The sequence below is a fragment of the Nocardia amamiensis genome, assembly GCF_015477605.1.
Classification (GTDB): Bacteria; Actinomycetota; Actinomycetes; order Mycobacteriales; family Mycobacteriaceae; genus Nocardia; species Nocardia amamiensis_A.
Map to the genome: position 1 here is coordinate 99,928 of NZ_JADLQX010000017.1, position 17,724 is coordinate 117,651.

Sequence of the window (17,724 nt, forward strand, 5' to 3'; positions counted from 1 at the left end):
GACAGGTGACGCTGGAGTGCCGAAGTCCCGATCGCTCTCGAGGCGTCATGCTCGGTTACCCGATTGCGGTACAACGAGATTCGGTAGGCGGCGGGTGCCCGCGGTCAGTTCGAAGGACAGATCGCCGTAGCCGAGTGCGAGTTCGGCGAGTTGCTGCCATACGTAGTGGATTTGCGGCTGCTGTGGGTCGCGGTTCAACGCGGTGTGGGCAAGTACCGAGTACCTCGCGAGGCGGTCGACCACCGCGCCGACCGTCTCGGTGTGCATGTATGCCGCGCCCGATGCCTGCGGCAGCGCGGACGCGACCCAGCGGTCTATGGATCGAGTCAGCCTCGTGCGATGGAAGTCGATTTCCTGCCGTGCCGGATACGGGGTGTCCAAGCGTGCTTCGTGTAGCGCGGCCAGTTCATACGCCGTCTCGAGGACTGGATTGGGGTGCCGGATGTTGCCTGTGCACGCCTCGAGCACAAGGTTTTTCGAAGGCAGGAGTGGTTTGGTCTCCTTCACCGATCGCTCCCTTCGTCGGATGGGTGGCGCATGTCGCGTGCCAGGGCGCTGAGCCCGTCGAGGACCTGTTGAAACGTCCGGGCTTTCGGCATGCCGTCCGGACGTGGTCCGTGGTCGCCGTTGTCGGCGGGGAAAGCGATTCCGCGCAGGTATGCCCGTTCGCGTGGGCTCAATTCCGGTGGCTTGACGCGGCCGTAGTGGACGAGGGTGCAGTACGCGATCCACTTCCATGCGCAGCGATCAATCCGGCAAGTGCGATGCCGCTGCATTTGCCGGTGCGCCAACTCGATGTCGGCGAGGCCGCAGATGCTCGGCGGGGTGACGAGAGTGACTTCGTTCATCACGCGGCTCCGACCTCGACATCGGAAGCCGATCGCGTCCAAGTGCTATGCGGGCAAATGGTTTCCAGGTCATAGCCTTCGTCGCAGATCAGCGCGGGCTGGTTGTTCACGTGCTCCAGGTCGAACACGACGATGATCTCGACGCCGAGCCCAGCGGCCATGCCGAGCGCGTACCGGATCGGATCGCGCTCGTCGGCTGGTGGACGGACCGTGTACACGTACTGGTAGCCCAACGTGCGGGCGTGCCGCTGCACCTCGTTGGCATGGTGCGGGGCGTGCAACCCGGATACGTCGCCGCGCACGAACCCAATGGCTTTCGGTCGGTGGGTCGTTGAGGGCGCGATGCTGTCAGTGGGCGGTGGTTTGATGATGTGGGTGTAGGTCATGGTTCCCCCGGAACTCGGTCGGTGGGTTGATACTTGGGCGCCCGGGCAACCGGCATGAATTCGCTACATCCGCTGGTCTTGTTCCATGGGAGCCAACCTGGGGGATAGCTCCAGCTGTTGTGGCTCCCGCAAGCCTGGAGTTCGGCTACGAACTTGCGGTGTCACTCGAACGCCATGACCAAGCACACCACCAGTGACCGATCGGATTCAGGGAAATCGGATGTCCGACAGCAATTCATCCGAAACTGCACGTAGCCATCCGACAGTGCAGTAGAACTGACCCGATTTCGTGTGTGATCCGATCCGATTCCGCGATGAAGGGGAGGCCATGACCAGCGGTATTGACGATGACACCATCGACGCCGGACCAAGCTCGACATTGCCGAGGCGCCAACTCGGGCGTTTTCTGCGCGAGTCCCGCGAGGCAAGCGGGTTCACCCTCGCCGCTGCGGCGAAGCTGGTCGACCTATCCCCACCCGCCCTCCAGCGCATCGAGACCGGCCAAACTCAGAAGGTCCGCAAGCAAGACGTGCGCGCTCTGTGCGAGCTCTATGGCGTCAGTCCAGAAGACACTCAGCGCGCGATAGACCTCGCGGATCTCGCCAAGACACAGAGTTGGTATCACGCTTACGGGGGCCTGTTCTCCACCGCGTTCAACATGTATCTCGGATTGGAGCCGTCGGCGCGGCGATTGACGCAATATCACGAACAGGTTCCGGGTCTCCTTCAGACGCCCGACTACGCGCGCGCGCTGATTTCGGCGTTCTATCGAGGTGTCGACCCGGAGGAGATCAACCGGCGCGTCGAATTGCGTATGAAAAGGCAAGCCATAATCACGCGCAATAGGAGCCCGCTGAGGTTGGAGCTGCTGCTGCACGAGTCCGCGCTGCGCCGAAACATAGGCGGCCCCAAGGTAATGTCCGCACAGCTCCGACACTTGGCCGAGGTCAGCAAGCTGCCCAACGTCACGGTGCGGATTCAGCCGTACGAAGCTGGAATGACCTGGGGCATCCTGCACGGCCCATTCAGCATCATGGAGTTCGACACGAACGCCAGAGGCAAGCCTGTCGAGCCCCCGATCGTTTATCTCGAAGGAGGTCCATCTGCCGATGTGTACCTTGAGAAGCCGGAGGAGGTCCAGCTCTACAGTGGGCTTGCCTCAGACATCCGCGGTACTTGCTTGGATGAAGTGAGAACCCGAGAACTGATACGTCGGGTGACGAAGGAGTATGAGCAGTGAGCGTTGTCCTATCCGGGGCAGAGTGGTTCAAGAGCAGCTACAGCGAGTCAGGAGGGCAGTGCGTAGAGGTTGCGTGGCTGCCAGGCGGCGGAGTCGGCATTCGTGACTCGAAGAACCCGACCGGTCCCGCGCTGGTCTTCACCCCGGGGGAGTGGGACGCTTTCACCGCAGGCATGAACGACGGCGAGTTCAAGCGGCCCTGACCCCGCGTGGGTTGACCGCGTAACTCGCTCCGATTGAAGGCCCAGGTGCGAGCATGAGTGTTGATGCGTACGAGGCTGTTTGGTGCAAGAGCAGCTACAGCGGCGGCCAGACCGACTGCGTCGAGGTGGCGTGGCTTGGTGGGGGTGGCGTCGGCGTTCGTGACTCGAAGACCCCAGCGGGCCCAGCGCTGGTCTTCACGCCCGGCGAGTGGGATGCGTTCACGGCGGGAGTCATCGATGGCGGTTTCTGCCATCCCGCCTGACGTCTACCAGGAACACTGAGACGATCGAAACCCCGGTCCGTGCGTGCGGGCCGGGGTCTCATTCTGTTTGCCCGATCAAACCGGCTCATCCCGCCAGGGGCGCGCCTGATATGAAGGTCCGAGTGGGACGTAAGAAGTTGCTGGAGCCGACTCTGACGGAGTTGCCGCACGGGCCGCACGGTCTTGCGCGTGAGCTGGTGACCGGGTCGCAGCGGCAGCGGCTTTTGTATGGGGTGACGGTTGTCATCGCGGATCGCGGCTATCTCGCTGTGACGATTGCGGATATCGCTGCGGAGGCGAAGGTTTCGCGTCGGACGTTCTACCAGCACTTCGCGGATAAGGAAGCGTGCTTCCTCGCCGCCGCCGAGACGGGGCGGGATCTGATGATCGAGCATCTGGAGCAGGTGATGAGGCAGGTGTTCGCCGAACCGGTGGAACCGCTCGAGGCTTTGCGGCTCGGAATTCGCGAGTATCTCACCCTGTTGCGTGACGAACCGTCGTTCGCCCGCTCGTTCTATCTGGAGACGGCCGTGGCCGGGGCGCGCGCGATCGAGTCGTTCGAGCGATGCCAACGCTGGTTTGCCGGATTCATTCGATCATGGCGTGAAGCGGCAGGCCCCGTCGATCCATCGGTGCCGGATGACGCGTATGTGGCGGTGACCGATGCGACCAACGGGGCCGTCCGCCGAACCCTGCGCGCCGGAGGTGACTTGCTCGGGCTCGAGGACACCGTGCTGTACATCCACCGCGCGCTGCTCGGGCTGGCAACGCGTGCCGACTAGGGCACGACTTTGTCGCCTGGCCCGGTGAGGTCGCAGGAAGCGTCGTCGCTGGTGTTGCCGCCTTCGGAGACAATCCTCGCGAACACCTTCGCGCAGTTGGCCCGAGCGTTACCGGAGGTGTTTCCTGTGATGGTGGAGTTCCGCAATACCACGGTGCCCACCGGGACATTGACCACGTCGGTCACCTGGCGGGGGAGGGTGTCGAGGTAGGCGGGCGCCACGTTGATGCCGCCGCCCGCGTCCGAGGCACTGTTTCCGGTGATGGTCGCACGATCGAAAGTGACCACACCCCGGCCACGGACGTCCACGCCGCCGCCGCGTCCGGCGAATCCGCCTGGGCGGTACCACACTCCGGGATTGACCACGCGGTTGTCGGAGATCGTGGAGTCGGTGAAGGTGCAGGTGTTATCGCATCGCACGCCGCCCGCCTCGCCGGAGGTGTTGCCGGTGATGGTCGTGTTTCTCGTCCGCAGGTCCGACCCCGGCACGTTGAAGATCCCGCCGCCGTACCCGGCGCTGTTGCCCCGGACCACGACATCCTCGAGTACGAGGTTCGACGAATTGGAGATTCCGCCGCCGCCGGTGTCGTAGTACGGGATCTCGTGTTGCGCGGTGATTCCGCCCGTCACGGTCAATCCGGTCAACGTCACGGGCACGGAGATACTGAGCACCCGGTCGATCCCATTGGCATCCAGCACTGTCTGGTCGCGGCCCGCGCCACGCAGCGTTGTCGGCGCGGTGAGGTTCAGGTCTCCCGTGGTGGGATCCGGGTTGCGGCCCTGCACTTTCTGTGGATCGGGAGGGATCGTCAAGATGTAGCGGCCCTCGGGCACCACGACTGTGCTGCCCGGCCGGGCATTGGCCGTCTGAACTGCGGCGCGCAGTGTGCAGGTGCCGGCGGCCGTACGGCACAGGCCGCTTTGTGGATCGGCCGCGACGCCGTCTGCCGTGGTGTTGACGGTGATCACCGTTGGAGAACCGGGCGCGTCGGCGTAGGCCGCTGCGGGGAATCCGCCTGCGGTCCCAACGATCAAGGCTGTGATGGCGACGGCGCGGGCCGCCGTGTGAGATGAGTTCGTCCTCATGAAGTCTCTGATCCAATTCACGAACATGGAGTAAGGTACGCCCGCGTTCGAGTGGGGTACGCGAGCGTCTACCACTATGTCGCAGAGTGGCTACTCATTGGTAGTGATTCCGGAAATCCGCTCGGGAGTTGCTGATTCGCTTCAGCGGCCGCATCGGGATCGGACAGTCATCGGGACAACTGGCGAATCAGCCTGTCGATGCCGTCTCCGGTTACCTGGTCGAGCGTGGCGGCGCGGCCGGTGATCAGCAGCAGGAGGGCTGTGATAGGTCCGCGGATTTCGCTGCCGTTTCCGTATTCCCAGTCGATGTCGTTTGCGCTCAGGTGGATTCCGTCCAGGCGGTGACGGTCCCATACTGGCCACCCGACCTGGACGGCCCGGTCGGCCGCCGCCGCGGCCGCGGTGGGCGGGACGGCGATGCTGCGGCCGAGCGGGATCGCGATGTCCTGGCCGTGGACCACGGTGTCGAACAGGATGTTGCGGTAGTTGGTCAGTTTCGGTAACCGCCGCGAGGCCGCGTTCGTGCGGATTTGCGTAACCAACTCGGACGCTGGGCGATTCGCGTGCCGGATGGTCAGATCGTGGATGAACCGGTTGTAGTTGCCGCGGGCTCGCAGTCCGGCACCCAGCATCACGGCCGGCGATGGCGGGTCCGGTGTAATCGCGATATGGGCGGCCACATCACGGATGCGCCAGCCCGCGCACAGCGACGGCGTCTCCCATTGCTGTGGTGTCAGATCGGCGAGCAGATCGGCTATCGCACGGCGCTGCTGCTCGATGACCTGCCAACAGGTTTCGCGATCCACGGCAACCCCTATCGGAGTGGCGGCCGATGTCGGTGCCAGCGCGGGCTGGTGGCCACCGTATCTGAGTTTAGTAAGATACACTGACTAGTGTGGTCAGCTTCTCTTACCAAGTCAAGGGGTGAGATGTCCGAGGACGAGATGAACGCAGGTCTGCTGATGTTCATCGCCTTTCGATCCATGGAGGAGCGAATCTTCGCCGCGCTCGCCGAGGCGGGATACGGCGATATCAGTGTGGCGCAAGGCCGTTTGGCGGCCAGGATCGCGCCGGAGGGTAGCCGGATCACCGAGTTGGCCGAGCAGGCGCAGGTCACCAAGCAGACCGCCGGTTTCCTGGTCGATCAGCTCGAACGTGCGGGCTATGTCGAACGAATGCCGGACCCGCGCGACGGTCGAGCCCGTCTGGTGCGTCTGTCGGAACGGGGACGCAGGATGGCCGACTACGCCAACGAGATCGCCGACGGCATCCAGGCCGAGTGGGCCGCGCATCTCGGTGCACGACGCATGCGGAATCTGCGTGAGGCTCTGACGCGGCTGAGGGAGATCACCGACCCCTACGCCTGATCGATGTGCCGATCGAACGCCCCATCGACGTCAAGCCTGCGCAACCGCGCCAATCAACCGAAACGGAGGTCGCTTGAAGCACCCGTTCGGGCCTTGACAATTTCTCACGACAGTCACCGCAATTCGGCGTCAACGCTGGCTACAGGAATTCCGGGCCGCGCGTTCGACGTTTCTCTTCAGCACGGCCATCATGCGGGCCTGCATGATCCAGACGACCGGAACGTAGACCCAGAAGTTGTAGAACCGCTCCAACCATCGGGGTCGGGTGGCCTGATACCCGCCGATCACCAGACGCGTTCTACCGCCCTCGAGCTCTTTCAGCTGGAAGCACCACAGCCCTTCCATGTAGGCCCCGGGTCTGGGTTGTTTCGGGTCCAGGACGTGGCCTTGAAGATCGCTCAACCAGTACAGTCCCAGAAACCGATTCGGTTCGAGGATCGCGATCTCGTAGGAGTCCACGATCCCGATGCCCGGCGCTCGGAACTTCAGGCGATCACCGACGGCGCGGTCTTGCCACTCAGGGTGCACCTCGTGGGCACTCGACACGCCGGCGTTGTCGAGGTGATCCCATGAGTACCAGCCAGCGCGATCGCCGCCCAGCTGGACTAGCCAGGGCCAGACTCGATCTGGCGGCGCCCCTATCGTGACGGCCATCGTCACCCCGCGTGCGCCGCCGGGAACCCATTCCGCGCCGGGAAACGGCCCGGCGACTTCCTCGTCGCTGGCGCCCCAACGCCAGAGCCGGGGCCGCACCAGCCGGGCGTATACGAGTGCCGCCCCGCCGGCCGTCGCGGCTGACGCCAGTACGAATTCGCCCTTCATGCCGACAGCGTTCCAGGCATGGCACGGCGTCGGCAGAGACCAAAGTCACCCCCGCAACCCCATTTGGACACTTAACGACCACGGCAAAACACCCCCATCCACGGGTCTCGACACGCAAGGGGCACCTTGCCGCGCGACGCGGACAAGCGGTCCGACGCGGTGGGGGTCTGCGATCGAGCCTCGCCTCCAGGTGAGTGCGAAGTGGCCCCGGGACCACTTCGCACCTGCTTCACGACTCGTGTCGATCCGGTGCCGTGATGCCGAGAACGGCGAGGAAGGCGGTCGCCGCGGGCGTGCGACCGACGCGGCTCCAGATGACGTACTCGACGCGGGCCGGGGCGTCGGCGACCTCGATGGTGACTACGCCGTCGAGCTGGGGTGCGTAGGCGGAGGGGAGCATGGCCACGGCGAGGCCCGGACGGACGAGTCGGGCGATGTAGTCCGCGGTGGTCACTTCGAAGGCGACGTCACGGTCGAGACCGGCGGCTGAGAAAGCTTGGTCGGATTGGATACGTCCGGCTGTCCCGGCCGGAAGGTCCACGAATACCTCGGAAGAAAGCGTGCGAAGGTCGACCGTTGGTCGGTCGGCGAGTTGATGATCCGGCGCGACCACGGCGACGAGTCGGTCCCGGGCGAGTTCGTGGGCGGCGACGCCGCGCGGTCGCGCTGTGGTCGGCAGCCCGAGGAAGGCCACGTCGATGGCTCCCTGCTCGACCTGCGCGGTGAGGTCTTCGCTCGCACCCACCCGCAAGCTGATGCGCACGTGCGGGTACCGCTGGCGGAAGTCACGCAGCGCGCCCGGGATGTCGACCGCGGCGACGGTAGGGATCAGGCCCACGGCGAGCCGTCCGCGTACTTCCCCGACAGCCGCGGCGACCTCGGCGGCCGCGCGCTCGGCGGCGTCCAGGCACTGGCGGGCGGCCGGGAGGAACGCCGCACCGGCCGGCGTCAGCCGCACCCGGCGGCTGGTGCGCTCGAACAGCTTCGCGCCCAGTTCCCGTTCCAGCCGCGCGATCTGGTGACTGAGGACGGACTGGACCACCAGGCATCGTTCGGCCGCCCGGGTGAAGCTGTTCGTCTCGGCGACGGCGACGACGTAGCGCAACTGCTGAAGCTCCATAGATCAATCGTGAATCACGATTGATCAAGTGACAAACATGTGTTGGACTCATTGATCGCCGCCGGGTGAGATTGTGAGTGTGAATAGTCCAGCAGCACAGCGGGTTTCCGACGGGCTCAGCAGAGGTGCTCCCTACGGAAATCTGTCGCGCGTCGTCCTGACGGCGATCGCTCCCGTGTCGTGGGGCACGACCTATGTCGTCGTCACCGAGCTTCTGCCGCCGGGACATCCGCTGTTCGCGGCGGTCATGCGAGCGTTGCCCGCCGGGCTGATCGCGCTGGCGATCACCCGGATCCTGCCGCGCGGGGGATGGTGGTGGAAAGCCGCGGTGCTCGGCGTGCTGAACATCGGCCTGCTCAACGCGCTGCTGTTCATCGCCGCCGAACGCCTGCCGGGCGGTGTTGCCGCGACTCTGGCCGCGGCCCAGCCGCTCATCGTCGCCATGCTGGCGGTGATCGTCCTGCACGAGCAACCTTCCGCCTGGCGCCTCGCCTGGGGAGTGACCGGCGTGGCCGGTGTGGGTCTGGTGGTGCTCGGTCCGACCGCGGCGCTCGACCCGACCGGGATCGTGGCGGGCCTGGCCAGCGCGGCCTCGATGGCGCTCGGGTTGACGCTCACCAAGCGCTGGGGTCGTCCTGCCGGGGCCACTCCTACCGCTTTCGCCGGGTGGCAGCTCGCCGCGGGAGGTCTGTTCCTGGTGCCGGTCATGTTTCTCGTGGAGGGGCCGCCTCCGGCGATCGACCTGACCGCCGCCCTCGGCTACCTCTGGTTGGGCTTGGTCGGCGGTCTGATCGCCTATGTCCTCTGGTTCCGCGGCATCGGCACCTTGCCGGTCACCTCGGTCGCGGTTCTCGTTTTGCTCTCGCCGCTGGTCGCCGCCGTCCTCGGCGCGCTGTTGCTCGGACAGACGCTCGGTCCGATCCAACTGGTGGGGTTCGGGCTCGCGCTCGCCGCGATCGTCGCGGGACAGCTTCCCGCGTCTACTCGCTCACCCGATTCTGTTTCGACATCTGAAGGGACGCCCAAGTGAAGATTGCCGTCGTCGGCGCCAATGGCATGGTCGGCTCACGCGTCGTCAACGAAGCCGCACGCCGGGGCCATGACCTCATCGCGGTATTCCGGAAACAGCGGCCGACCGCTCTGCCCTCCGGTGTGCTCGCGGTCGAGGGCGACGCGAACGACATCGACCACATGAGCAGGCTGTTCGACGAAGCCGACGCGATCGTGGCCGCGACCCGTCCCGCGCCCGGGCAGGAGCACACCGTCACCGCGACCACAACGTCCCTGCTGGACGCGGCCACAACAACCCGGACGCGCATCCTCGTAGTCGGCGGCGCTGCCCCGTTGCAAGTCCCCGGACGCCCCGGCCAGCTCGTTCTCGACACCCCGGAGTACGTGCCACCGGCGATCCGGACCATCGCCGCTGCCAGCGCCGCGCAACTGGAGGCATGCCGAGCACACCCAGCCGAATGGGTCTATCTCAGCCCGCCCGCCCTCCTCGAACCCGGACGCCGCACCGGCGAATACCGACGCGGCACAACCACACTCATCACCGACGCCGACGGCGCGTCCCGGATCTCGGCCGAAGACCTCGCCGTGGCCGTCCTCGACGAGCTCGGGAACCCCTGCGGAAGCAAACAATTCACCGTCGGTTACTAGGCCCGATGTCGATCTCTGAACGCGCCCGCCACCTCGTGACGTCTGACGAGTGGCACACCATGGAGGGACCTTCTCGCGTTTTGCCTCAGCGATGTGCCAGTCGTCGCAATCGAAATCAGACGCGGCCCAAACGAGGGAGGGAATGAGGAGATGACCCGAGTCCTCGGTATCTCGGCCGTGCTCGCCTGCCTCGGCGTTATGGTGCTGGTAGCGGCGGACCCGGCGGTGGAGCGCCGTCCGGTATTCCCCGCTACGATCGACCTGCCATCCGGATTCCAGCCAGAAGGTATTGCGATCGGGTCGCTTCCAGTGGCCTACTTCGGCTCGCGGGCCGACGGCTCCATCTATCGCGCCAGTCTGGTAACCGGGCAGGGTGCCATCCTGAGCCCCGGGCCGGGCACGCCGTCGCTCGGGCTCGCTGTCGACCATCGCGGCAGGCTGTTCGTCGCGGGAGGGACCGGTGGTGACGCCCGCGTCGTGGACACCGCTACGGGAGCGGTGCTGGCGAGCTACCGGCTCGCGACACCGCCGGAGACGTTCGTCAACGACGTGGTGCTCACGCCCACGGGCGCGTGGTTCACCGACTCCCGCACGCCCGTGCTGTACCACCTGCCTCTCGGCAGCGACGGTGCGTTGCCGCCGCCCGACGCGGTGGTCCGACGCCCGCTGACCGGTGACATCGTGTACCAGCCCGGAGCGATCAACGCCAACGGGATCGAACGCACCCCCGACGGCACGGGGCTGATCATCGTCCATTCGGTGACCGGCAGGCTCTTGCGGGTCGACGCGGCGACGGGCGCGACACGGCAAGTCGATCTCGGCGCCGAAGCGGTGCCGGGCGGTGACGGACTGCTATTGCACGGCAGCACACTGTATGTCGTGCAGAACCGGCTCAACGCGATCGCCGTGGTTGCGCTCGACCACGCAGGCACCACGGGCACGGTCGAACGGCGCGTCACCGACCCGCGTTTCGACGTACCGACGACTGTCGCGGCGTTCGGAGAGCAGCTGTACCTGCCGAACGCCCGCTTCACCACGCCGCCTGAGCCGACCACACCGTACAACGCCGTCGCGGTCGATCGACCGCAGCCGCATTCTGTCCGATAGGCGAGTGTGCGCCGCGGTGTGCTGCTCGGGGCAGAAACGCTGCCGGTCGCACTCTCGAGCGGTACTACGACACGGGCCCGGCCAATTCGGGCTTGTGCCTACTTACGGCTCGTGGATGAGAGTGGCGGTCGGCAGGGTTAGTGTCGGGCTGTGGTCGAAGCCAGTGGTATCCGGTTGGGACGAGAAGCTGCAGCCCGGTTGGCAGAGCTGGGGTGCTGTGAGATCAGGCCGGGTTTGACCGACTCCGAGTTCGAACGGATCGAGAAGCGTTACGGGTTCGAGTTCGCTGATGATCATCGCGCGTTTCTCGCGGCCGGGCTGCCGGTGCGCGATCTCGATGAGGTCGATGCGGAATGGAGTGCATGGGAAAAGCCGTGGCCGGACTGGCGTGACGGTGCCCATGAGGACTTGCAGAGGCATCTCGAATGGCCGGTCGATCACGCTGTCCGGCCCGTCGAGCAGGAAAAGCTCTGGCTGCAGTGCTGGGGTGAGCGACCGGCCGACCCCGCCGATGCGGTGTCCCGGGCGCGGGCGTGGCTGCAGGGTCTTCCGAAGCTGGTTCCGGTATATGGACACCGGTTTCTGCCGCCCGGACGCGGAAGCTTTGGTCATCCTGTTCTGTCGGTGTGGCAGCTGGGTGACATCATCTGTTACGGCGGTGATCTGAAGACCTGGACCCGTCTGGAATTCACCGATGTCGACGATGACGACTGGCACACCGAAGAATGGAAATCGCGGGTGAGCATGCCGTTTTGGCGCGACTACCTGTTGTGAGGGCCGGCCCGCTTGAACAGGTCCAGCTTCGACCCCCGCCGCGGTTACTTCTCCGCTCCGGCGGCGCAGGTCCGCTGTGACACCCGATGCGGGTCCAAGTGGTGTTCATGACGGCAATGACGGCTGTCCGAAGATGATGGGAGGCTGGGCGAATCGACTCGTCGCACGTCGGTCGTTACTATCCCGCTGTGCGGCGGTTGGGGAGGTTCGGGGAGCGGGTGAGCCGGAGGGCGCATCGTTCGGCGTTGTTGCTGGCGGTGCTGCTGGCGGTAGTCGGTGGATTGCTGATCGCGGGGATCGCCTGGTGGCTGCTGTGGTTGTTCCTCGGGGCGAAGGCGGAGACGCCGAATCAGGTGGATCTCACCAAGATCGCGTTGACGGTGACCGCGGGTGTCGGTGGTGCCGTCGCGCTCGTGGTCTCTTATCGCAGGCAGCGCGATCAGGAGCGCGCACGCTTCGCGGAGCTGTTCGGTGCGGCGGCGAAACAGCTCGGTGATCCCGATGTGGCGGTGCGCATCGCCGGGGTGTACGCCATGGCCGGTGTCGCCGATGAATTCGGTGCACCCGGCAGGCGGCAGCAGTGCATCGATGTGCTGTGCGGATACCTGCGCCTGCCGTACGAACCGGACGCCGGGGCCAATCACCTGGTAGCCCGCTCCGAGACCGCCGAGCACAACGGCGTGGAGGTGGAGCGGCGCTACCAATTCCGGCAGAACGATCGCGAGGTGCGCCGCGCCATCGTCGACGTGATCGTCGCCCACGTTCGCCCATCTGCGGAAATATCCTGGTCGGACCGTGATTTCGACTTCGCCGACGCCGTCCTGGAGGATGCCGATTTCCGGTATGCGGTGTTCTCCGGAGAACGCACGTATTTCGCGCGTGCGGTGTTCACCGGGTCCCGCGCCACCACATTCGAATACGCCAAGTTCACCGGGCGATATGTTTCCTTCCGCGATGCGGTATTCCGCGGCGTGCGCACACTGTTCGACGATGTGACATTCGCACTCAGGGACTCGGCACGTACCGAGCTACGCGGAGCCGGCGTCCAATTCGCCGGTGCGGTCTTCGATTCGCCGGTCTCGTTTCACCGATCGGTATTCCACGGTTCGGCGGTCCGGTTTCGCGGCGTGACATTCCGCGGTGCGCGCACGTCGTTCGCCGAAGCCAGGTTCTTCGCCGATCGTGTCGAGTTCGGCGCAGCGACCTTCGAGGGAGCGCAGGTCGTCTTCGACAGTGCGATATTCGGCGGAGCGTACACCGATATCAGCGCGGCCCTGTTCCATGCCGCTTCCACCTCCTTCGCGCAGGCATCCTTCGGGCATCCGGGTGGGCGGTTGCGTCGTTTCGGCGGAGCTTCCCGCAGCGTCCGCTTCGACGGCGCCGAATTCCACGGCGATGTCTCGTTCGCCCACGCGCGGCTCGGCGGGCGCGAGGTGAGCTTCCAGGGCGGCGACTTCTTCGGCGCCATCACCTTCGCCGGGACTCGATTCGAGGCCAGGGAGGTACGGTTCGACCGCCCGAAGGCATGGGTCGGTGTCACGTTCGACTGGGACGGACAGCCCGGCGGCAAACCGGCGAGCGTCAAACCCAACGAGTGGCCGCCCGCCCTCGTCGAACCCCCGCCCGCACGGTCAGGGTGATCGTTCTGCGCCTAAAGGACCAGCAGTCGACTTCGAAGCCGTCCGGCGGAGGGCTCGCTGGGGCGGCCACGCCGAAGGACCTCCCCGCATGCCGACTGGGTCCCCCCTGTGCCGGTCGGCGCGAGGCTTCCGCTATTCGGCCTCGTAGCGCAGCGCGTTCTCCGAGCGGCAGACCTCCTCGATCCCGGACATGATGTCACGCAGGAGTTCCGACGCCAGTGCGGCTGTGCGAAGGCGGCAGGTGAAGGTGATCAGGCCGTGGTCTTCGGGGGAGAGGCCGCGGGCGGCCGATTCGGCGCGCAGATTGCGGGAGCGCACGCCGTAGGTCATCGCGGAGATGACGGTGAAGCAGCCGGTGCGTTCCCGGTGTCCGGAGAACAGGTCGTGCAGGCGGTAGAACACCGACGTGTAACTCGACAGCGGCGCGAAAATTCCTACCCGGTAGGCCGGGCCGCGCTCGGAGGAGCTGAGGGCCGTGTCGGCCAGATACTCGGCGTCGCGCAGGGTTTGCACCTTCGGCGCGAACAGCACCGCGCCGGCGGCCGCGTGGCGCACCGGCATGCCCGCTTTGCCGGGTGCGGCCGAGGCGATGGCGCCCAGCGATTTCCGCGCCCGGGACCCGACTTCGCGGCGGGCTCGCCGTCCTCTGGTGGGCGCGGTGGGGTACAGGCTCGACCACTGTCCGAAGCGGACGGTGCCCAGCTGTACGTGGCCGGTGCCGACCGGACGCGCCACCTTCAACGGCGCCGTGTCGACCCAGCGGCCGACCTGGAGTTCGGCGTTGCCCGGCCGGGCGATCTCGGTGTACGCGTGCTCGACGAACGACTCGAAGTCCAGGAACCGGTCGGCGGAGGTGGTCAGCCAGGTGTGGTCCTTGTCGACCTCGATCGCGTCCAGGGTGAGCGCGGTGATGATGCCCGCGCGCCCGCCGCCGCCCAGGATGCGCTGGAACCGATCGGTGTGGTGGGTGCGCCCGCACGTGCCGATGCGCCCGTCGATGTCGACGTACTCGAGATCGACGACCTGATCGATGAACAGGCCGTACTTGTGCGAAGCCGCGCTGACGCCGCCGACCGAGGCGAAGCCGCCCGCGGTGATGTCGCGGTGGTCGCCGACGATGGGCAGACCGAGCCCGTGCGCGCCGAGCCTGCGGTCGATGTCGGAGAGCTTGGCGCCCGCCTGTACCCGGACGGTGCGCCTGCCCAGGTTGATGTCCAGCACCTGGTTCATCCGGCGCAACGACACCACGGTCGGCTGCTCGGGCAGCGTGAGCCCCTCATCGAGCAGCTCGCCGCCGCGCACCATCAACCGTTGCGTTCGCCCCCGTGAATCCCGCACCGTGCGAACGACATCAGCGGTATCGCGGGGGAGGAATTCTTCCGCGTTGGAGACAGTGTGCGGCGTGCTCATGGCACGAAAGCTAACCACAGCGCGGCCCGTCACGCTCGCCCGATGCCGGGTGCTATCGGGACGCGGGTGAAAGGCGCTGGCTGAACAGCACGGATCCACTCGCATCGCACAGATCGACGGTCAGTTCTCTTGACTTCCCGTCGATGCGGACCTCGCCGAAGTGCTGGTAGGCGTCCAGTGGCGAACTGTTCTGCACCGGCGGTGCGTGCACGAAAACCGCCTCCGGACCGAACGTGCCATCCAGCTGGTTCGGGCCGAACGCGCCCGCGTTGAGCGGACCCGAGACGAACTCCCAGAACTCGTCGAAGTCGGTGAAGGCCGCGCGCTCGGGGGAGTAGCGGTGCGCCGCGGTGTAGTGCACGTCGGCGGTGAGCCACACGACGTTGGTCACCTTGTTCGCCTTGAGGGACGACAGCACCCGCGCGATCTCGCTTTCCCGGCCCGATGGCGCGCCGGGATCGGCGTTGGCCGGGCCTTCGTAGGCGCTGGTGTTCTTCTGCTCGCCGTCCGGGACGATCACACCCAGCGGCATGTCATTGGCGATGATCTTCCACGTTGCCCTGGACTCACGCAGGCCGTCGATCAGCCAGGTTGTCTGTGCCGGGCCGAGAATGCGGCCGTCGGGCCGGTTGTTGGCGTCGTTGGCGTCCTTGTTCGTTCGCATGTCCAGCACGAAGACGTCGAGCAGCGGGCCGTACGCGATCTTGCGATACAGCCGTCCGTCCACCGCCTCCTCGGGTTCCAGCGGCATCCATTCGTGGAATGCCTGCCAGGAGCGGGCGGCCAGGGTGTCCATGCTGCGTTCGCTGTACCCCTTGGACTCGGCGACCAGACCGCCCGCGTACCAGTTGTTCACCGTCTCGTGGTCGTCCCACTGCACCACTTGCGCGACCGAACTGTTGAAGCGGCGGTAGTTGTCGTCGGTGAGGTTGTAGGCGTAGTTGCCGCGGAACTGTGCCAAAGTCTGCGCGACAGCGCTTTTCGCCTCGGTCACGACATTGCGCCATATTCTGCCGTCGGGCAGGGCGACCGATTCCTTCAGCGGTCCGTCGGCGTAGATCGAATCGCCGGAGTGCAGGAACAGGTGCGGGTCGCGGGCGGCCATGGTGGCGAAGATCTTCATCCCGCCCAGGTCCGGGTTGATGCCGTAGCCCTGGCCCGCGACATCGCCGGACCAGTGCAGCTTGATGTCCGCCGCGGCGGTGGGCACGGTGCGGAACACGCCCGTGACGGGTTCGGAGACGGCGCCGTCCTCGCCCTGGAGGGTCACCCGGTAGTGCACCTGCTGTCCCGCGGGCAGGCCGTTGACCCGCACCCGGCCGGTGCCGTCGGAATCCGGTGTGAGCAGCGGCCCGGTGAAACGCTTGGCGTCGGTGAACGATTCGGTGGCGGCGGTCTCCACGATCAGCGTGGCGGGACGGTCGGCGCGCGCCCAGATCAGGGCGCCGTCGGTGCGCGGGTCGCCCACCGCGACGCCGTGCGTCAGAACCGGGCGCTGACGGACCAGGCCGGGGCCGTCCGACGAGCACGCGGCCAGCGCGGGCACGGCGACGAGTCCCAGGGCGGAGGCGCGCAGCACGGTGCGCCGGGAGAGTCCGAAGTCCGAGCCGGTCATGAAGGCAATCCTGGTGCGAATACCTCAACGCAACGTGAACGGGCTGGGTCCGAGCGGCCAACATGTGGACGATCCGCTGCGGGCCGGTTTCCTGGCCCACATCGGTTCCGAAACGAAACGGAGAAGACCGTCGGCGGCACAGCGAATCAGACGGCGACGGCTCCAGGCATTGCCGGATGCGGTGGCCGAGCCCGGCATTTGAGTTACCTGGTGGTATCGAAGGGTGACGGTTCCGTCGGGCGGAAAAGCGCCTGGTCGCCCCGCCTTCGGCAGATCCGTGACAACAACTGGGCCGATTGCGGCATGAACAGCCCGGTACTCCGGGTGTAGCGGCGGATGGCGTTGTCGGCCCTCAGTGCGCCAAGCGTTCCACGCGGTGGTGCAGTTCGCCCGTCCAGTCCACGCCGCCCAGGTGCTGGTAGTCCACCCAGAGCGCGTCGAAGACGTCGCGGCCCTCGGAGATCCATCCGCCGCGCTTGTCCGCTTCCAGGACCACGCTCATGCCGGTCTCGGTGGGGACGAACGTCACCTCGAGCTGGTTGAGGCGCGGGTAGTGCGGTGAGCCCGCGAATTCGATCTCCTGGTAGAACGGCAGCGTCTGGGGCGTGTTGTGCACCGTGCCCAACTCCACGTCCGCGCTGCGCAGGTGGAATCCCAAGCGTTCCACCGCTTCCAGCAGCACGTGCTGGGCGGGCAGGGCCCCGACGCCGATCGGGTCGGTGTCGGCGGCGTCCACCGCGCCCTGGATCTCCACGATCGTGCGCAGCGCGACCACCGTGCCGGGCAGGTGCCTGCCGTTGTAGAAGGTGATCGGCGTTTCCATCGGCGCGCGGGCCGCGAAACGGAATTCCAGCACCGCGCCCGCGGGCAGGTGCAGCGGGCCGTACACCCCTGTGCGGCCGAACGCTATATCCCGCAGACCCTCGTGATCCTCGTACTCCTGCTCGGCCCGCGTCACGAATTCCACGCCCACCGACGCGATCTCCTGCGCGACCTGCCCACCCCGCAACCGAACCACGCCCTCGACCGTGCCCCCGGGCTGCACCCCCGGCGTGAACAACTCGGTCTCCACCTCGGCCCCACCGACCCCGGCCGCCGCCAGCAATTTCTTGAACATGCCCCGCAGTCTCCCCGCCTCGCCCGAACAAAACCTTGGCGTTTCCTTACGCTGTGAGCAACCTCATTTCCCGGGTGGCAGCATTCGCTGCGACTGCCTTCCAACCGGTGTTCGCAATGGCGTATTCGGTCCTCCGACAAAGTCGCTCGCCGCGCTGCGAATCGCTGTTCGCGATGGCCTTCCGGTCATTGCCAGCACCCATGCACTGGCGGGCGACGCAGGTGCGGCGCGCATTCACGGCGACCGTGTCCCCGTTGTCGCTTTCCTATTCGCGTAGCGGGAACGG

Annotated in this window: 20 protein-coding genes; 10 read left to right on the top strand and 10 right to left on the bottom strand. The window is 66.3% G+C overall.

The window, feature by feature from the left end; genetic code table 11:
- Nucleotides 1–45: 45 nt before the first annotated feature.
- Genes IU459_RS38645 through IU459_RS22620 form a run of 3 tightly spaced genes read right to left on the bottom strand, consistent with a single transcriptional unit; the run spans nucleotide 46 to nucleotide 1,234 of the window.
- Nucleotides 46–507, bottom strand: a complete 462-nt coding sequence (locus IU459_RS38645) for a DUF4254 domain-containing protein (RefSeq protein WP_324198988.1) — start codon at nucleotides 505–507, stop codon at nucleotides 46–48.
- Complete coding sequence (locus tag IU459_RS38650) at nucleotides 504–848, bottom strand: hypothetical protein (RefSeq protein ID WP_228838333.1); 345 nt, start codon at nucleotides 846–848, stop codon at nucleotides 504–506. Before IU459_RS38650 ends, IU459_RS38645 begins: the two co-directional genes overlap by 4 nt.
- A complete protein-coding gene (locus IU459_RS22620; protein ID WP_195131557.1) occupies nucleotides 848–1,234 on the bottom strand; it encodes a hypothetical protein in 387 nt (128 codons plus the stop codon). Before IU459_RS22620 ends, IU459_RS38650 begins: the two co-directional genes overlap by 1 nt.
- Before the next feature lie 328 nt (nucleotides 1,235–1,562).
- Here IU459_RS22620 and IU459_RS22625 point away from each other — a divergent pair, with 328 nt between their 5' ends.
- The 4 genes from IU459_RS22625 to IU459_RS22640 all read left to right on the top strand — a co-directional run bounded on the left by IU459_RS22625 (nucleotide 1,563) and on the right by IU459_RS22640 (nucleotide 3,722).
- On the top strand, nucleotides 1,563–2,474 hold the full coding sequence (locus IU459_RS22625) for a helix-turn-helix domain-containing protein (protein ID WP_195131558.1): 912 nt from the start codon (nucleotides 1,563–1,565) through the stop codon (nucleotides 2,472–2,474).
- Complete coding sequence (locus IU459_RS22630) at nucleotides 2,471–2,677, top strand: DUF397 domain-containing protein (protein WP_195131559.1); 207 nt, start codon at nucleotides 2,471–2,473, stop codon at nucleotides 2,675–2,677. The genes IU459_RS22625 and IU459_RS22630 overlap by 4 nt, the downstream gene beginning before the upstream one ends.
- Nucleotides 2,678–2,730: 53 nt before the next feature.
- Nucleotides 2,731–2,940, top strand: a complete 210-nt coding sequence (locus IU459_RS22635; protein ID WP_195131560.1) for a DUF397 domain-containing protein — start codon at nucleotides 2,731–2,733, stop codon at nucleotides 2,938–2,940.
- Between the two features lie 122 nt (nucleotides 2,941–3,062).
- Nucleotides 3,063–3,722, top strand: a complete 660-nt coding sequence (locus IU459_RS22640; RefSeq protein ID WP_195131561.1) for a TetR/AcrR family transcriptional regulator — start codon at nucleotides 3,063–3,065, stop codon at nucleotides 3,720–3,722.
- Here the strand turns inward: IU459_RS22640 and IU459_RS22645 are convergent.
- Together IU459_RS22645 and IU459_RS22650 are read right to left on the bottom strand one after the other, a co-directional pair.
- On the bottom strand, nucleotides 3,719–4,807 hold the full coding sequence (locus IU459_RS22645; protein WP_195131562.1) for a CSLREA domain-containing protein: 1,089 nt from the start codon (nucleotides 4,805–4,807) through the stop codon (nucleotides 3,719–3,721). The genes IU459_RS22640 and IU459_RS22645 overlap by 4 nt on opposite strands.
- A gap of 167 nt (nucleotides 4,808–4,974) precedes the next feature.
- Nucleotides 4,975–5,613, bottom strand: a complete 639-nt coding sequence (locus IU459_RS22650; RefSeq protein WP_195131563.1) for a maleylpyruvate isomerase family mycothiol-dependent enzyme — start codon at nucleotides 5,611–5,613, stop codon at nucleotides 4,975–4,977.
- 123 nt (nucleotides 5,614–5,736) lie between these two features.
- Here IU459_RS22650 and IU459_RS22655 point away from each other — a divergent pair, with 123 nt between their 5' ends.
- A complete protein-coding gene (locus IU459_RS22655) occupies nucleotides 5,737–6,174 on the top strand; it encodes a MarR family winged helix-turn-helix transcriptional regulator (protein ID WP_195131564.1) in 438 nt (145 codons plus the stop codon).
- Nucleotides 6,175–6,303: 129 nt separating this feature from the next.
- Here IU459_RS22655 and IU459_RS22660 read toward each other — a convergent pair whose 3' ends face one another.
- Together IU459_RS22660 and IU459_RS22665 are read right to left on the bottom strand one after the other, a co-directional pair.
- On the bottom strand, nucleotides 6,304–6,996 hold the full coding sequence (locus IU459_RS22660) for a hypothetical protein (protein WP_195131565.1): 693 nt from the start codon (nucleotides 6,994–6,996) through the stop codon (nucleotides 6,304–6,306).
- 229 nt (nucleotides 6,997–7,225) lie between these two features.
- Nucleotides 7,226–8,116: a LysR family transcriptional regulator gene (locus IU459_RS22665; RefSeq protein ID WP_195131566.1), complete on the bottom strand. Its 891-nt coding sequence runs from the start codon at nucleotides 8,114–8,116 to the stop codon at nucleotides 7,226–7,228.
- A 79-nt stretch (nucleotides 8,117–8,195) separates the two neighbouring features.
- Between IU459_RS22665 and IU459_RS22670 the strand changes: the two genes are divergently transcribed.
- The 5 genes from IU459_RS22670 to IU459_RS22690 all read left to right on the top strand — a co-directional run bounded on the left by IU459_RS22670 (nucleotide 8,196) and on the right by IU459_RS22690 (nucleotide 13,296).
- Nucleotides 8,196–9,146, top strand: a complete 951-nt coding sequence (locus tag IU459_RS22670; protein WP_195131567.1) for an EamA family transporter — start codon at nucleotides 8,196–8,198, stop codon at nucleotides 9,144–9,146.
- On the top strand, nucleotides 9,143–9,775 hold the full coding sequence (locus tag IU459_RS22675; RefSeq protein WP_195131568.1) for an NAD(P)-dependent oxidoreductase: 633 nt from the start codon (nucleotides 9,143–9,145) through the stop codon (nucleotides 9,773–9,775). Before IU459_RS22670 ends, IU459_RS22675 begins: the two co-directional genes overlap by 4 nt.
- A gap of 150 nt (nucleotides 9,776–9,925) precedes the next feature.
- Nucleotides 9,926–10,882: an SMP-30/gluconolactonase/LRE family protein gene (locus tag IU459_RS22680; protein WP_195131569.1), complete on the top strand. Its 957-nt coding sequence runs from the start codon at nucleotides 9,926–9,928 to the stop codon at nucleotides 10,880–10,882.
- A 234-nt stretch (nucleotides 10,883–11,116) separates the two neighbouring features.
- On the top strand, nucleotides 11,117–11,656 hold the full coding sequence (locus tag IU459_RS22685) for a hypothetical protein (RefSeq protein ID WP_228838335.1): 540 nt from the start codon (nucleotides 11,117–11,119) through the stop codon (nucleotides 11,654–11,656).
- Between the two features lie 188 nt (nucleotides 11,657–11,844).
- Entirely contained in the window at nucleotides 11,845–13,296 is a 1,452-nt protein-coding gene (locus tag IU459_RS22690) for a pentapeptide repeat-containing protein (protein WP_324198989.1), read from the top strand.
- A 132-nt stretch (nucleotides 13,297–13,428) separates the two neighbouring features.
- Here IU459_RS22690 and IU459_RS22695 read toward each other — a convergent pair whose 3' ends face one another.
- From IU459_RS22695 to IU459_RS22705, 3 genes are all read right to left on the bottom strand, one after another.
- Nucleotides 13,429–14,706, bottom strand: coding sequence for an FAD-binding oxidoreductase (locus tag IU459_RS22695; protein WP_195131571.1), 1,278 nt, complete (start codon nucleotides 14,704–14,706; stop codon nucleotides 13,429–13,431).
- Nucleotides 14,707–14,758: 52 nt separating this feature from the next.
- Nucleotides 14,759–16,321 carry an alkaline phosphatase D family protein gene (locus IU459_RS22700; protein WP_195131572.1) on the bottom strand — a complete coding sequence of 521 codons (1,563 nt, stop codon included), beginning with the start codon at nucleotides 16,319–16,321 and terminating at the stop codon, nucleotides 14,759–14,761.
- Nucleotides 16,322–16,673: 352 nt separating this feature from the next.
- Nucleotides 16,674–17,438, bottom strand: a complete 765-nt coding sequence (locus IU459_RS22705; protein ID WP_195131573.1) for a sporulation protein — start codon at nucleotides 17,436–17,438, stop codon at nucleotides 16,674–16,676.
- Between the last annotated feature and the right edge of the window lie 286 nt (nucleotides 17,439–17,724).

Bases quoted from the DNA above. Each gene is read 5' to 3' on its own strand.
- IU459_RS38650 (WP_228838333.1), bottom strand. From the start codon at position 848: ATGAACGAAGTCACTCTCGTCACCCCGCCGAGCATCTGCGGCCTCGCC.
- IU459_RS22645 (WP_195131562.1), bottom strand. From the start codon at position 4,807: ATGAGGACGAACTCATCTCACACGGCGGCCCGCGCCGTCGCCATCACA.
- IU459_RS22660 (WP_195131565.1), bottom strand. From the start codon at position 6,996: ATGAAGGGCGAATTCGTACTGGCGTCAGCCGCGACGGCCGGCGGGGCG.
- IU459_RS22705 (WP_195131573.1), bottom strand. From the start codon at position 17,438: ATGTTCAAGAAATTGCTGGCGGCGGCCGGGGTCGGTGGGGCCGAGGTG.
- IU459_RS22700 (WP_195131572.1), bottom strand. From the start codon at position 16,321: ATGACCGGCTCGGACTTCGGACTCTCCCGGCGCACCGTGCTGCGCGCC.
- IU459_RS22620 (WP_195131557.1), bottom strand. From the start codon at position 1,234: ATGACCTACACCCACATCATCAAACCACCGCCCACTGACAGCATCGCG.
- IU459_RS22695 (WP_195131571.1), bottom strand. From the start codon at position 14,706: ATGAGCACGCCGCACACTGTCTCCAACGCGGAAGAATTCCTCCCCCGC.
- IU459_RS22665 (WP_195131566.1), bottom strand. From the start codon at position 8,116: ATGGAGCTTCAGCAGTTGCGCTACGTCGTCGCCGTCGCCGAGACGAAC.
- IU459_RS22680 (WP_195131569.1), top strand. From the start codon at position 9,926: ATGACCCGAGTCCTCGGTATCTCGGCCGTGCTCGCCTGCCTCGGCGTT.
- IU459_RS22655 (WP_195131564.1), top strand. From the start codon at position 5,737: ATGTCCGAGGACGAGATGAACGCAGGTCTGCTGATGTTCATCGCCTTT.
- IU459_RS22635 (WP_195131560.1), top strand. From the start codon at position 2,731: ATGAGTGTTGATGCGTACGAGGCTGTTTGGTGCAAGAGCAGCTACAGC.
- IU459_RS22625 (WP_195131558.1), top strand. From the start codon at position 1,563: ATGACCAGCGGTATTGACGATGACACCATCGACGCCGGACCAAGCTCG.